12 protein-coding genes are annotated in these 14012 nt (G+C 65.8%); 8 read left to right on the forward strand and 4 right to left on the reverse strand.

The genetic code is table 11. The annotated features are described in order from the left end of the window. Window positions 1-10: 10 nt before the first annotated feature. The 4 genes from ACSU1G_RS31615 to ACSU1G_RS31630 all read right to left on the reverse strand — a co-directional run bounded on the left by ACSU1G_RS31615 (window position 11) and on the right by ACSU1G_RS31630 (window position 4341). Window positions 11-922, reverse strand: coding sequence for a carbohydrate ABC transporter permease (locus tag ACSU1G_RS31615; protein WP_439285142.1), 912 nt, complete (start codon window positions 920-922; stop codon window positions 11-13). Then, on the reverse strand, window positions 922-1866 hold the full coding sequence (locus ACSU1G_RS31620) for a carbohydrate ABC transporter permease (RefSeq protein WP_439285144.1): 945 nt from the start codon (window positions 1864-1866) through the stop codon (window positions 922-924). Before ACSU1G_RS31620 ends, ACSU1G_RS31615 begins: the two co-directional genes overlap by 1 nt. Next, on the reverse strand, window positions 1863-3200 hold the full coding sequence (locus tag ACSU1G_RS31625; RefSeq protein WP_439285146.1) for an extracellular solute-binding protein: 1338 nt from the start codon (window positions 3198-3200) through the stop codon (window positions 1863-1865). The genes ACSU1G_RS31620 and ACSU1G_RS31625 overlap by 4 nt, the downstream gene beginning before the upstream one ends. 94 nt (window positions 3201-3294) lie before the next feature. Continuing rightward, a complete protein-coding gene (locus tag ACSU1G_RS31630; protein WP_439285148.1) occupies window positions 3295-4341 on the reverse strand; it encodes a LacI family DNA-binding transcriptional regulator in 1047 nt (348 codons plus the stop codon). 238 nt (window positions 4342-4579) lie between these two features. On the opposite strand from ACSU1G_RS31630, the gene ACSU1G_RS31635 reads away from it, so the two are divergent. The 8 genes from ACSU1G_RS31635 to ACSU1G_RS31670 all read left to right on the forward strand — a co-directional run bounded on the left by ACSU1G_RS31635 (window position 4580) and on the right by ACSU1G_RS31670 (window position 13985). Continuing rightward, the gene (locus tag ACSU1G_RS31635) at window positions 4580-5569 is read left to right on the forward strand and encodes a substrate-binding domain-containing protein (protein ID WP_439285150.1); all 990 of its coding nucleotides are present in this window, start codon (window positions 4580-4582) and stop codon (window positions 5567-5569) included. 62 nt (window positions 5570-5631) lie between these two features. After that, complete coding sequence (locus tag ACSU1G_RS31640; RefSeq protein WP_439285152.1) at window positions 5632-7206, forward strand: sugar ABC transporter ATP-binding protein; 1575 nt, start codon at window positions 5632-5634, stop codon at window positions 7204-7206. Beyond that, the gene (locus ACSU1G_RS31645; RefSeq protein WP_439285154.1) at window positions 7203-8249 is read left to right on the forward strand and encodes an ABC transporter permease; all 1047 of its coding nucleotides are present in this window, start codon (window positions 7203-7205) and stop codon (window positions 8247-8249) included. The genes ACSU1G_RS31640 and ACSU1G_RS31645 overlap by 4 nt, the downstream gene beginning before the upstream one ends. Continuing rightward, window positions 8246-9295 carry a galactofuranose ABC transporter, permease protein YjfF gene (yjfF, locus tag ACSU1G_RS31650; protein WP_439285156.1) on the forward strand — a complete coding sequence of 350 codons (1050 nt, stop codon included), beginning with the start codon at window positions 8246-8248 and terminating at the stop codon, window positions 9293-9295. The genes ACSU1G_RS31645 and yjfF overlap by 4 nt, the downstream gene beginning before the upstream one ends. Before the next feature lie 82 nt (window positions 9296-9377). Next, window positions 9378-10397 (forward strand): LacI family DNA-binding transcriptional regulator, encoded by a 1020-nt coding sequence (locus ACSU1G_RS31655; protein ID WP_439285158.1) that lies wholly within the window; start codon window positions 9378-9380, stop codon window positions 10395-10397. Window positions 10398-10506: 109 nt separating this feature from the next. After that, entirely contained in the window at window positions 10507-11571 is a 1065-nt protein-coding gene (locus ACSU1G_RS31660) for a LacI family DNA-binding transcriptional regulator (RefSeq protein ID WP_439285160.1), read from the forward strand. 81 nt (window positions 11572-11652) lie between these two features. Continuing rightward, window positions 11653-12387 carry an L-ribulose-5-phosphate 4-epimerase gene (locus tag ACSU1G_RS31665; RefSeq protein ID WP_439285162.1) on the forward strand — a complete coding sequence of 245 codons (735 nt, stop codon included), beginning with the start codon at window positions 11653-11655 and terminating at the stop codon, window positions 12385-12387. Then, window positions 12384-13985 (forward strand): xylulokinase, encoded by a 1602-nt coding sequence (locus ACSU1G_RS31670; RefSeq protein WP_439285164.1) that lies wholly within the window; start codon window positions 12384-12386, stop codon window positions 13983-13985. Before ACSU1G_RS31665 ends, ACSU1G_RS31670 begins: the two co-directional genes overlap by 4 nt. Window positions 13986-14012 lie beyond the last annotated feature (27 nt).

A 14012-nucleotide genomic window follows, 5' to 3' on the forward strand; every position in this document is an offset into this window, starting at 1 on the left:
TGGGGATGGATTACTGACCGCCGAAGCCGCTGGTCGCGACTCCCTTGACGATCTGCTTCTGGAAGATGATGAAAACGATGATGAGCGGGAGAGCAGCGAGCACGGCCTGCGCCATGACCTGGGCGTACTGCACGCCGTAGGCGCTGATGACGGTCTGCAGGCCGACAGGCAGGGTCATCAGGGTGGTGTCATTGATGACGAGGAATGGCCAGAGGAAGTTGTTCCACGCGCCGATGAACACGAAGATCGCGACGGATGCCATGATCGGACGCGACAACGGCAGCACGATCGACCAGAAGATGCGGAACCTGCTCGCACCGTCGACGCGGGCAGCGTCCTCGAGCTCGATCGGGATCGCGTCGAAGAATCGCTTGAGGATGAACACCATGGCCGGCGCCACTACCTGCGGCAGAATCAGACCCCAGTACGTATCGATCATGTTGAACGCGAGCATCTCGTAGAACAGCGGGATGATCAGCACCTGCGGCGGCACCACGATCGAGGCGATGATCGCCACGAACAGCCACTTGCGGCCGGAGAAGTCCAGTCGCGAGAACGCGTAGGCGGCGAGGGCCGAGATCGTGAGCGTGATCAGAGTCACCGCGACCGACGTCCACAGACTGTTGAATGCCCAGACGTAGACGTTGCCCTGCGACAGGATCGCGACGAACGCCTCGATGGTCGGACCGGTCGCGCCGATCCAGCCGGCGTCGCCGGACGCGGCATCCGTCTCGGTCTTGAACGCTGTCGCGATTGCCCACAGGAACGGCAGCAACCAGCTGATTGCGAGGAGTGCGAGCACGACGAATGCGGCGACGCGCAGCGGGGCGAAGGGCTTCTGGCCAGGCAGACGGGGCCGATGAGAGCGACGAGCCTTCGGCACGGTGATCGCCTCGGTCGGGGAGAGGGTGGCGGTGGACATCACAGCTCCTTCCGGCGGCGCGTGACCAGGGCCTGCGCGACACCGACGATGACGATGAGGGCGAAGAAGATGTACGAGATCGCGGCGGAGTAGCCGAAGCGATAGCTCACGAATCCGGCCTCGTAGATGTACTGCACGATCGAGCGGGTCGTGTCACTGGCGACCCCTCCGAGCATCTGGTACGCCTGGTCGAACAGCTTCAGGGAGGCGAGGATCTGCAGCAGCAGGATGAGCACGGTGGCGGGGCCCAGCTGCGGCAGCGTGATCGACCAGAACTGGCGCCAGGCGCCGGCGCCGTCGAGGGATGCTGCCTCGTACTGCTGCGAGGGGATATTCTGCATGGCGGCGAGGTACAGCAGGAAGTTGAACCCGACCGTCCACCACACCGTCGCGATGACGATGGAGAGCATGTTCGTATCGGGGTTCTGCAGCCAGGCGATCGGCTCGAGCCCGAAGAAGGTCAAGATGTTGTTCGCCGCACCGATCTGCGGGTTGAAGATCCACACCCAGATCTGCGAGATCACGGTCGATGCCAGCAGATACGGCATGAAGAAGGACAGCCGCCACAGCCACTGGCCCGGCAGCCCGCGGTCGACGAGGGCTGCCATCACCAGGGCGATCGCGACCAGCGGAACGGTGGAGAGCAGTGTGAACCACACCGTGTTCCACATTGACTGCCACATCACCGGGTCGGTGAGAGCTTCGGCGTAGTTGGCGAATCCGACGAACGCTCCGCCGGCTCCGGTGAGCGACTGGTTTGTGAAGCTCAGGAAGATGCCGTGTGCGATCGGCCAGGCGAGGAACAGTATGAAGGCCACGAGGAACGGGGCGAGGAATGCCCAGCTGATCAGCTGCTCCCGGCGCTGGAAACCGGCGCGGCGGGGCCGGAAATCGGATGCTCCGGCGGCGACGATTGCGCGCGTGGCGCTGGCGGTGGTCGTCATGGCTTCCACGTCCCTTCGGGGTCGGCCGGGTTCGGCTGGGCGAGCAGGGTGTTCACACGGGATTCGAACCGGTCGATCGCGGCGGCGGGGTCATCGCCGGAGAGCAGCACACCCTGCACTGCGGCGCCGAACTCGCCCTGGAAGTTGGATCCGGATCCGGTGAACCATGCGGTCGGGTCGTAGACGACGTGGTCGGCGGCCTCGGCGTAGTGCGCCTGAGGGACGAGTTCCGCGTACTCGGGCGAGGAGGTCACGGGGAGGAATGCCGGGATGTGCCCGGCCTCTGCCCACCCGAAGGATCCCTTCAACATGTCGGCAACGAACCGATAGGTCAGGTCGCGATTCACCGGATTCGCGTTCGCCTGATGGGGGAGGACGAACGAGTGCGAGTCGGCGTAGACGGCCGGCGTTCCGTAAAGGGTGGGGATCATCGTCGCATCGAACGGGATGCCGGCGTTCTGCATCGTGCGCAACTCCCAGACACCGGTCATCAGCATGCCGCTCTTGCCGGTTGCGAACTCGGCGATCGCGCTGCCGTAGTCGTTCTGCGCGGCGGCGATCTCGCCGTCGAGCAGGCTCTGCATGAAGAGGAGCGACTCGACTGCTGCGTCCTTGTCGATCACGGCCTTGCCTCCGACGGGCAGCTCCATGGCGAGCCCGTGCTGTGCGTACAGACCGTAGAAGAGACGCCACATCTGCGCACCATCGCCGAGGTAACCATAGGAGAGGGCGTGTCCTTCGGTGGCGCCGCCGACGGTGCGGAGCTGATCGAGGAACTCCTCGGGGGAGGACGTCTCCTTCAGCGCACCCTTGGAGTCGAGAACACCGGCCGCATCACACACATCCGTGTTGAACATCAGGACGAACGGATGCGCGTCAAGCGCGACGCTGAATAACCGGTCGCCGACGAACCCCTTCTCCCAGATCGGAGTGGGGAATGTGCTCTCGTCGACGCCGAGCTCGGCGAGGCGATCGAGGTCCCAGTCATCGAGGAGCCCACCCGGTGCCCAGCCGTTCACGCGGGTGGCGTGCATGATGGCGACGTCGGGTGCGCGCCCACCTGCACCGGCCATGGCGAGCTTCGTATAGTACGGCGTGCCCCAGGCGAGCACTGTCGGGCGGATCTTGTAGGCATCCTGCGCGGCATTGACCTGGTCCAGCAGCGACGACATGGTGACGCCGTCACCGCCGCTGAGGAGATGCCAGAACTGCAGTGTCTGGGCGTTCGATGCGGGGTTGGTGCCGGGGGCGCATCCTGCGAGCAGGGCAGCGGCGGCGGCTACTGAAGCGGCAGTCATGAACTGCCGGCGGGACAGATCGAGCGGGGGCGTCATCGTCACTCCTTCGTGACCGGGGCGGGGCGCCTACATCCTTACATCGATGTAATCGGTGGCGCAAGGGAAGATGGCCGATCCATCGATGCTGCGCTCAGGGATGGTAGCCGGCGGGTGTGTGCGCCGTGCTCGCCCGTTCCAACAGTCGATGGGCAAGGGTGAGTGAGCGTGTCGGGGCGGCGCGATCCTGCATCCGTGATTCGAGGAGACCCAGTGCGGCCTCGGCGAATGCGCGGCGGTCGAACGCGACGGACGTGAGCGACGGTGAGGTGAACTCCGAGAACTCGACGTCATCGAAACCGGTGACGATCACGTCGTCCGGTACGCGTATCCCGTGGTCGTGCAGGGTATGCAGCACGCCGAGCGCGAGTGAGTCGGTGAGCGCTACGACGGCGTCGAAGGGAACCTGTCGGGAGAGCAGCACGCGCGCGGCCTCGGCGCCGGATGCCATCGACCAGGGTAGTCGGTTCACTTCCAGGCGTGGATCGCGCGGGATGCCGGCTTCGCGCAATGCGTCGTGCACTCCCTCGAGGCGGAGCCGGCTGGTTGCGGTCGCGACAGCGGCATCGTCGTCCGCGCCGATCACCGCGATCTTCCGCGCGCCCCGTGAAAGCACGTGACGGGTGGCATCTGCCGCCGCGAGGCGACTGTCGATGCGCACGTGATCGGCGCGATTCTGCTCGACTTCACCGATCACGACTAGGGGTGGCAGCCGGTCGGCGTAGCGGATGACGCTGTCTTCCAGACGGATGGGATTGAGAATGAGTCCGTCGATGAGGTGCGAGCGCGCGCGAGAAAGAAGCTCTTTCTCGCGCTGAGGCTCGGCGGCGGTCTCCTCGATGAGCACCGCGAGTCCGCGCTCATGCGCGGCGGCGACGATCCGATGCAGCAGTTCCGCTGAGTACGCGGTGGCGAGGTCGGGGAGTGCGAGTGCGATGATTCCGGAGCGTCCCTTCCGGAGCCCCCTGGCGCTGAGGTTGGGGACGAAGTCGAGCTGCAGCATCGCTGCCTCGACCTTCGCCCTGGTCTCCTCGCGAACGGCGACAGTGCCGGTGACGACGTTGGACACCGTCTTCGGTGATACTCCCGCGAGCGCGGCGACATCCTTCATCGTCGCGCGTGGCGGCAGCGTCGCTGTCATCCGGTCAGCTTAGCTGCGTCGTCGGATCAGTCGCGAGAGTACATCGATGTATTCCGATCGCACACGCCGGACGATGTGAAGATCCGCGGCCGTGATGCATTCGTTGCTTTTCGACCTCATAAGACACTTGTGAGCGCTAACAGTGAGCGCTAACATTTCGAACGTGGCCATGGCGGCCGCCCCGTACGCATCGCGGCTCATCCCCGTACTGGTACCGGACGAACAAGGAGGTTCACCCATGAAGAAGCTCATTTCGATCGCTGCGGCCGGCATCCTGCTGCTCAGCCTGGCCGGTTGCGCCTCGGGCGGTGAAACGCCTGCCGCTGGCGGATCAGACGGGCCAAAGGCCCTCGACGAACTCGTTGTCGGGTTCGCTCAGGTTGGCGCAGAATCCGGCTGGCGCACGGCGAACACCAAGGACGTCCAGGCGGCGTTCAAGGATGCCGGCATTGAGCTGAAGTTCTCCGACGCGCAGCAGAAGCAGGAGAACCAGATCAAGGCGATCCGCTCCTACATCCAGCAGGGCGTCGACTACATCGCCTTCTCTCCGGTCGTGGAGACCGGGTGGGACGCGGTGCTCAACGAGGCCAAGGCCGCCGGAGTTCCCGTCATCCTCACCGACCGTGCCGTGGACTCGCAGGACGAGTCGCTGTACGTCAGCTTCCTCGGCTCCGACTTCATCGAAGAGGGCCAGAAGGCCGGCGCATGGGTCGTTGAAGAGTTCGCGGATGCGGACTCCGTCAAGATCGTCCAGTTGGAGGGCACTACCGGTGCTGCACCGGCGATCGACCGTGCCGAAGGCTTCGCCGAGGTGATCGGTGAAGACGATAAGTTCGAGATCGTCGCAAGCCAGACCGGCGACTTCACTCGCGCCGGCGGCCTGCAGGTGATGGAGGCGCTGCTCAAGTCCAACCCGGACATCGACCTCGTCTACTCGCACAACGACGACATGGGTCTCGGCGCGATCGAGGCGATCGAGGCGGCCGGGCTTGTTCCGGGCGTCGATATCAAGATTGTCACCGTCGACGCGGTCAAGGACGGTATGCAAGCGCTCGCCGACGGCAAGATCAACTTCATCGTCGAGTGCTCGCCGCTGCTCGGCGCACAGTTGGTTGACATCGTCGAGACTCTGAACGAAGGCGGTACCGTCGAACGTCGCATCGTGACGGAAGAGACCACCTTCACCCAGGAGCAGGCCATCGAGGCGCTGCCCGACCGCCAGTACTGAGCACGACCCTGCCGGGAGCGGGCATCACCCGCTCCCGGCTTCGCCTTCGATGGAGAAGCAGGATGACTGAGCTGAGCAGACCCGCAGCCCCGACCGCGCACCCCGACCCGATCATTGAGATCCGCGATGCGTCGGTCTCGTTCCCCGGAATCAAGGCCCTCGACGCAGTCTCATTCCGGATGTTCCCCGGTGAAGTGCACTCACTGATGGGTGAGAACGGTGCGGGCAAGTCGACGCTGATCAAAGCCCTGACCGGCGTCTATCAGATCGACTCGGGCAGCATCGAGTTCGACGGCGCCCCGGTGTCGTTCCACGGCACCGCGCAGGCGCAGGATGCCGGGATCAGCACGGTCTACCAGGAGGTGAATCTCCTCCCCAATCTCTCCGTCGCCGAGAACATCATGCTCGGCCGTGAGCCGCGCCGCTGGGGTTCCATCGATGTCAGGTCCATGCGTGCACAGAGCCGCACCGTGCTGGACACCCTGGGCCTCGACGTCGACCCTGAATCGATGCTCGGCACGCATTCGCTCGCGATCCAGCAGCTGATCTCCATCGCTCGCGCGATCCACATCAATGCAAAGGTGCTGATCCTCGACGAGCCGACCTCGAGCCTCGACGCCGACGAGGTCACCGAACTCTTCCGCATCATCCGCAACCTTCGAGATGGAGGCGTTGCCATTCTCTTCGTCTCGCACTTTCTCGACCAGGTGTACGAAATCGCCGACCGGCTCACGGTCCTGCGCAACGGCCGACTCGTCGGCGAGCACCTGACCCCCGAACTGCTGCGCATCGAACTCGTGCAGAAGATGATCGGCAAGGAAGTCGGCGCTCTCGAAGACCTCGAGCAGCGCGTCCGTGAGAACGAGCAGAGCTCGCCGGAGTCTGTCCCGTTCATCCAGGCGACAGGAATCGGACGCAAGGGCGCCGTCTTCCCCGTCGACATCAGCATCGGCGAGGGCGAGGTCGTCGGCTTCGCTGGCCTGCTCGGCTCCGGCCGTACCGAGGTCGCCCGACTGCTCGGCGGAATCGACAGAGCAGACACCGGAACGATCGCCATCCAGGGCGAGAGCATCCGCCTACGCACGCCCCGCCAGGCGCTTTCACGGCGGATCGCATTCTCCAGTGAGAACCGCAGGGCCGAAGGCATCGTCGATGAGCTGACCGTCCGCGACAACATCATCCTCGCGCTGCAGGCCGATCGCGGCTGGTTTCGCCCGATCCCGCGCAAGCGTCAGGATGAGCTCGCGCAGAGCTACATCGACGCCCTGCACATCCGTCCAGCGAACCCGGATGCGATCGTGCGCAACCTCTCCGGAGGTAACCAGCAGAAGGTACTCCTCGGGCGCTGGCTCGCCGTCGCCCCGCGCCTGCTCATCCTCGACGAGCCCACCCGCGGCATCGACATCGGTGCGAAGGCGGAGATCCAGAAACTCGTGATCAGCCTCGCCGAGAACGGCATGAGCGTCGTGTTCATCAGCGCCGAGCTCGAGGAAGTGCTGCGGCTCAGCCATCGAATAGTTGTCATGCGCGACCGGCACAAGGTCGCAGACCTCGAAAACGACGACCTGACCATCGACAGCCTGCTCGCCCTCATCGCCGAGGGTGACGCGGACGAAGACCTCGGAGTGACCGCATGAGTGCCCTGCTCGCCCGGATCGCCTCCAGCCGGCTGGTCTGGCCGCTGGTGATGCTCGGCATCCTGTTTCTGATCAATGTCATCGCGTTCCCCGGGTTCTTCTCCATCACGATCCGCGACGGCAATCTCTACGGCAGCCTGATCGACATCCTGCGCAATGGTGCACCGATGATGATCGTCGCAATCGGGATGACGCTCGTCATTGCCACCCGCGGCATCGACCTCTCGGTCGGGGCCGTCGCCGCGATCGCCGGCGCGGTGGCCTGCAGCATCCTGCTCGGCGCACCCGACCCCGCGAATCCGGGAACTGTTGCGGTGGCCATCCTCACCGCCGTGCTGATCTCGCTCGTGCTCGGTGCATGGAACGGATTTCTCGTCGCGGTCATCGGCATACAACCGATCATCGCGACGCTGATTCTGATGACCGCGGGACGCGGGGCCGCGATGCTCATCACCGAGGGGCAGATCCTCACGGTGAGCAGCGCACCATTCAAAATGCTCGGCGCAGGCTTCCTGTGGGGCATCCCTGTCGCGGTCTACATTGCAGCCGGCGCCTTCCTCATCGCCGTTGTCTTCACTCGACGCACCGCGCTCGGGATGCTCATCGAAGCCGTCGGGATCAACCCAGAGGCCGCCAGGCAAGCGGGGGTGCGCTCTCGCGCGCTGCTGTTCCTCGTGTACATTTTCGTGGCGCTGTGCGCGGCCGCCGCGGGGCTCATCCTCACGGCGAACACGATGGCCGCCGACGCGAACAACGCTGCGCTGTTCATCGAGCTCGACGCGATTCTCGCCGTCGTCATCGGCGGCACCTCGCTCGCCGGGGGTAAGTACTCGCTGACCGGCACGGTGGTCGGAGCGCTCGTGATCCAGACCCTGGTCACGACGGTCTACACGGTCGGCATTCCGCCGATCATCACGATGGTGTTCAAGGCAGTTGTGGTGACGCTGGTGTGCCTGCTGCAGTCACCGACGACGAACGAGGCGTTCGCGTCGTTGCGGCGAAGGCTCGCGTTGCGAGCAGGCAAGGAAGCGGTGTCCGTATGAACACGCACGTCAAGACGCCGGCGCCCACTGCGAAGGCCTCCACCTCGAAGGCTGCCACCGGGATCGAGCTGTTCCTGCAGCGCGTGCGGGCCACGTTCACGAGTCCGAAGTACGGACCGGTGCTGGTCACTGCGATCCTGTTCGTCGCGGTGTTCATCGCAGGCGGCATCCGCTACCAAGGATTCTTCGCGGGGCAGGTGATCCTCAACCTTTTCATCGACAACGCCTATCTCATCGTGCTCGCGGTAGGAATGACGTTCGTCATCCTCACCGGCGGCATCGATCTGTCCGTCGGCGCGGTGGTGGCTCTTTCGACGATGATGGTGGCGAGTCTGCTGCAGACAGGTGTACCCGCCGGCATTGTGATCCCGCTCGTCATTGTGGCCACCACGTTTCTGGGGCTGCTGGTGGGGTTGATGGTCCACTACTTCAAGGTGCAACCGTTCATCGCGACCCTGGCCGCGATGTTCCTCGCCCGCGGGCTCTGCTACGTCATCAGCCAAAGCTCGATCTCGATCTCCGATCCAGCGTTCATCGCTCTGGCGGTGACGCGCATCCCGCTCGGCGGCGGAATGTCGATCACCTGGAGTGTGGTGATCGCGCTCGTGATCGTGGCCACCGCTGTGTGGACGCTGCACCGAACCCGGTTCGGTCGCACGGTCTATGCGATCGGCGGGGGTGAGAACAGCGCCGTGCTGATGGGGCTTCCTGTCGCACGCACCAAAGTGCTCGTCTACGCCGTCAGCGGTCTGTGCTCAGGGCTCGCAGGCATCCTGTTCTCCTTCTACACGCTCTCCGGGTATCCGCTGACTGCGATCGGCACTGAACTCGACGCGATCGCGGCGGTCGTCATCGGCGGCACTCTCCTCACCGGCGGATACGGTTTCGTGCTCGGATCGGTTCTGGGGGTGCTGGTGCTCGGCATCATCCAGACGATCATCACCTTCGAAGGCACGCTGTCGTCGTGGTGGACGAAGATCTTCATCGGTGCGCTGCTGCTTGCCTTCATCGGCCTGCAGCGGGTGCTTACGGCGCGCAAAACGTGACGTGCCGGAGCGCGGCCGGTCATGACGCGATAATGGGGAAAGGAAAGCGTCGCAGGACGCCCGAGGGGAGCAGGCGGAGCCGGTGAGTCCGAACGACGAGCGGCCGCGGGCCACGACGACGATCTTCGACGTCGCCCGCCTGGCGGGGGTCTCTCATCAGACCGTGTCGCGGGTGCTCAACGATCTCCCGAATGTCAGGGCTACCACCCGTGAGCGTGTCGAGCAGGCGATCCGTCAGCTGAACTATGTGCCATCACAGGCAGCGCGCGCGCTCGTCACTCGGCGATCCCGCACGATCGGTCTCGTCGCCACGGGCCTGCCGGACTTCGGTCCATCAAGCATCGTGCTCAGCTTCAACCGGTCGGCGCGCGAGGCCGGCTACGCAGTCATTGCATCTCACCCCACTGACGTTGAGGGCCCGACCCTGCGCTCAGCGGCAGAGATGCTCATTCGGCAGAGTGTCGAAGCCATCGTCCTGCTCGCGTCCGAGCGGGGAGTGCTCGACGCCTTCGACGGGTGGGAGCTGGGCGTTCCTCTGATCGCGATCGCGTCGGAGGTGCGCGGGCGCGGCGTGAGAGTGAGCCTCGACCAGTACGGTGGCGCGCGCCGTGCCGTCGGGCACCTGCAGGAACTCGGCCATCGTGACATCGTGCATATCGCGGGGCCGGCAGGATCCATGGATGCCGAGGAGCGACTGCGCGGCTGGCGCGATGCGCTCGTCGACGCCGCGATGCCGGTGGCCGAGCCCTTGCGCGGAGACTGGTCGTCTGGCTCCGGCTATCGCCTCGGCCGGCAGTTGCTGGCAGAGCGCGTTCCGGACGCAGTATTCGTCGGCAACGATCAGATGACACTGGGATTCCTGCACGCGGTTCAGGATGCCGGGCTCAAGGTGCCCGCAGACATCAGCGTCGTCGGCTTCGACGACCTGCCCGACTCCGCGCATTTCTCGCCGCCGCTGACCACGGTCAGACAGGATTTCACCGCGCTCGGCCAGGAAGCAGTGTCGGCGGTGCTCGCTCAGCTCCGAGATGAGGACTCGCCCGTTCAGGCAGTGATGCGTGTCCCTGAGCTCGTCATCAGGGAGAGCACTCGGCGGAGGTGACTCGTCACCCGTTCGACAGGCGCAAATTGCGGTATCTGCGCGCCGGATTGAGCCATTTGCGCTTGTCTCACGTCATATCTGGGTGCCGGATCGCCGTACAGTGGTCGGCGTGAGCGAGTTGAGAGCGGGCGCTGCCCGCACCGTCGGCGTCAGGGACGTCGCCGCGCTCGCCGGGGTCTCCCGGCAAACCGTCTCGCGTGTGCTGAACGACCATCCCGACGTTGCGGCCGAGACCACAGCCCGCGTGCGGCAGGCGATGGACGAGCTGGGCTACCGCATGAACAACGCTGCCCGCGCCCTCGGCACCCGCCGTTCGCGCACGATTGGCATTCTCGCGTCCGACACGCTGCTGTATGGCCCTTCGCGCAGCATCGCGGCGATCGAAGCATCCGCGCGTGACGTCGGGTACTGGGTGAGCGCGGCATTCGCGGAGTCTGGCGACCCGGACGCCGTCGCTGCAGCCGTCGAGCACCTCGTCGCCCAGGGAGTAGAAGGCATTGTGGTCGTGACGCCGCACGCGCGCACCCTGCAGGCCCTCGAGGCGTTGCACGTGGGCGTGCCCGTGTTGACTCTGCAGTCGGCGGGCCGCGGTTCCCGGGGGCTCTCTGTCGATCAGGTCGCCGGAGCCCGTCTCGCTGTCGCCGCGCTCGCGAATGTCGGACACACCCGCATCGCACACCTCGCCGGTCCCGCGCACTGGCTGGAAGCGGAACTGCGTGCGGATGGCTTCGCCGCTGAGATCGCGGCCAGAGGGCTCGAGCCCGGCTTTGTGCTCGAGGGGGACTGGACCGCGCGCTCCGGGTACGAGGCGGCGCCTGCGGTGATCGACGCCGGCGTCACCGCGGTCTTCGCAGCAAATGACCAGATGGCGTTGGGGCTGATCGGCGGTCTGCACGAGGCGGGCGTCGCCGTGCCCGGTGACGTCAGCATCGTCGGCTTCGACGACGTCCCCGATGCCGCCTTCTACTGGCCGCAGCTCACCACCGTCCGCCAGGACTTCGAAGAGCTCGCGCGCCGCGCGGTCGCTGCGCTCACCGGGGGTGCGGATGGCGACAGCGGTGCGGATGGCGATGGCGTTACGGATACCGCGGCATCCGATCTCCCGCCTGTCGAACCCGTACTCATCGAGCGCCGCTCGGTCGCCGCTCCTGCCGCTCCCAATGCGTCATCTTGACGCCCCGAGTCCTGCACGCCTAAACTTCTGAGACCGGAACTGTGACCGGTCACAGCCCTACGAGCATCCGATGAGGTATCCGTGAGCCACGAAGCACCCGCCTACACCGCCGAGGTGGAAGCATCCATCCAGACAGTCCGCGCCGACGTCGCGCGACTGCACGGCGAACTGGTCCGCAACGGCCTGGTCGTCTGGACCGGCGGCAATGTCTCTGGCCGAGTGCGCCTTTCAGAAGACGGTGGCGCCGACCTGTTCGTGATCAAGCCGTCCGGCGTCTCCTACGACGACCTCACCGCCGAGAACATGATCCTGTGCGACCTCGACGGCAACGTCATCCCTGGTTCCGCCGGCAGCGACCGCTCGCCCTCAAGCGACACCGCCGCCCACGCCTACGTGTACCGGAACATGCCCGGCGTCGGCGGCGTCGTGCACACGCACTCCACGTTCGCGGTCGCCTGGGCCGCGCGCGGCGAGGAGATCCCGTGCGTCATCACCGCGATGGCCGACGAGTTCGGCGGCCCGATCCCGGTCGGACCGTTCGCGATCATCGGTGATGACTCCATCGGCCGCGGCGTCGTCGAGACCCTGACCGGTCACCGCTCGCGCGCCGTACTCATGCAGAACCACGGCCCGTTCACGATCGGTGTCGACGCGAAGGATGCCGTGAAGGCAGCGGTCATGGTCGAAGACGTCGCCCGCACCGTGCACTACGCCCGCGAAGCCGGGCCCGTGATCCCGATTCCGCGAGAAGCGATCGACAGCCTCTTCAACCGGTACCAGAACGTGTACGGCCAGAACTCGGATGCCCGCCGATGACTCTTGGACAGGGCGTGAGCGCCGCAGCTGATATCGCCGCAGGCCGTACGAGTCTCGGCATCGAGCTTGGCTCCACCCGTATCAAGGCCTGCCTGATCGGGCCGGATGCCACCGAGGTTCTCGCCACTGGATCCTTCTCCTGGGAGAACAGCCTCGAAGACGGCCTCTGGACCTACGGGCTCGACGAGGTCTGGCAGGGGCTGCAGACCGCATACGCGGATCTCATCGACAATGCCGAGAAGCGGCATGGCATCCGCCCTGAGACCTTCGGTGCCATCGGGATCTCGGCGATGATGCACGGCTATCTCGGCTTCGACGAGGCTGGCGAACTGCTCGTGCCGTTCCGCACCTGGCGCAACACCAACACCACTGTCGCCGCTGCGGAGCTCACCGAACTGCTGGGCGTCAACATTCCTCTGCGCTGGTCGATCGCGCACCTGCACCAGGCCGTCGTCGACGATGAACCGCACGTGCCGAACCTCGACTTCGTCACGACGCTCGCCGGCTACGTGCACTGGCGCCTCACCGGCGAGAGGGTGCTCGGTGTGGGAGATGCCTCCGGCATGTTCCCGATCGACTCCGCAACCTGCGACTACGACGCGCGGATGCTGGACGCTTACAGCGCGCTGGCCGCCGACCGTCTCCCGGCGCCGGTGACGGAGCTGCTCCCGCGGGTGTTGCCTGCTGGCGCATCTGCCGGATCCCTGACCGCCGAAGGTGCGAAGCTGCTGGATCCGAGCGGCGCGCTGCCCGCCGGCATCCCGCTCTGCCCGCCCGAGGGCGACGCCGGCACCGGCATGGTCGCGACGAACTCGGTCGCTCCGCGCACCGGCAACGTCTCCGCAGGCACGAGCATCTTCGCGATGGTGGTGCTGGAGCATCCGCTGGGCGAGGTGCACCACGAACTCGATCTCGTCACCACGCCAGCCGGAGACGGCGTCGCGATGGTGCACTGCAACAACGGAGCCAGCGAGCTGGCCGCGTGGGTGGGCCTGTTCACTCAGTTCTCGGCGGCCGCCGGTCAGCCGATCGACAGCGACGCTGCCTTTGACGCGCTGTTCCGCGAAGCGCTGGAAGGCGAAGCGGATGCCGGCGGCCTTCTCGCCTACAACCACCTCGCGGGTGAGCCGATCGCCGGCCTCACCGAGGGGCGCCCGCTGTTCGTGCGCACCCCGGACAGTGCCTTCACCCTGGCGAACTTCATGCGCGCGCAGCTCTACGGCGTGTTCGGCACGCTCGCGCTCGGCATGAAGGTGCTGGAGGCGGAGGGTGTGGGGCTCGACCGGATGTTCGCGCACGGCGGGATGTTCCGCACGGCAGGTGTCGCCCAGCGCTTCCTCGCCGGTGCGCTCGGAGCCCCGGTCGCTGTCGGAGAGCTCGCTGCTGAGGGCGGCGCCTGGGGGATTGCGGTGCTGGCCTCGTACCTCGCGCACGCCGAATCTTCGGATCTCGGCACATACCTCGACGAGCAGGTGTTCGCCACGGCATCCATCTCGACGGTCGATCCGACCCCCGCGGATGTTCAGGGTTTCGCCACCTACCTCACCCGCTACCGCGCCGGCCTCGCCATCGAGTCCGCCGCCGTCACCTCGCTCTAACCCGTCCCAGCCGCGAGACTTCACGAA

This window comes from Microbacterium sp. A93 (genome assembly GCF_051842835.1).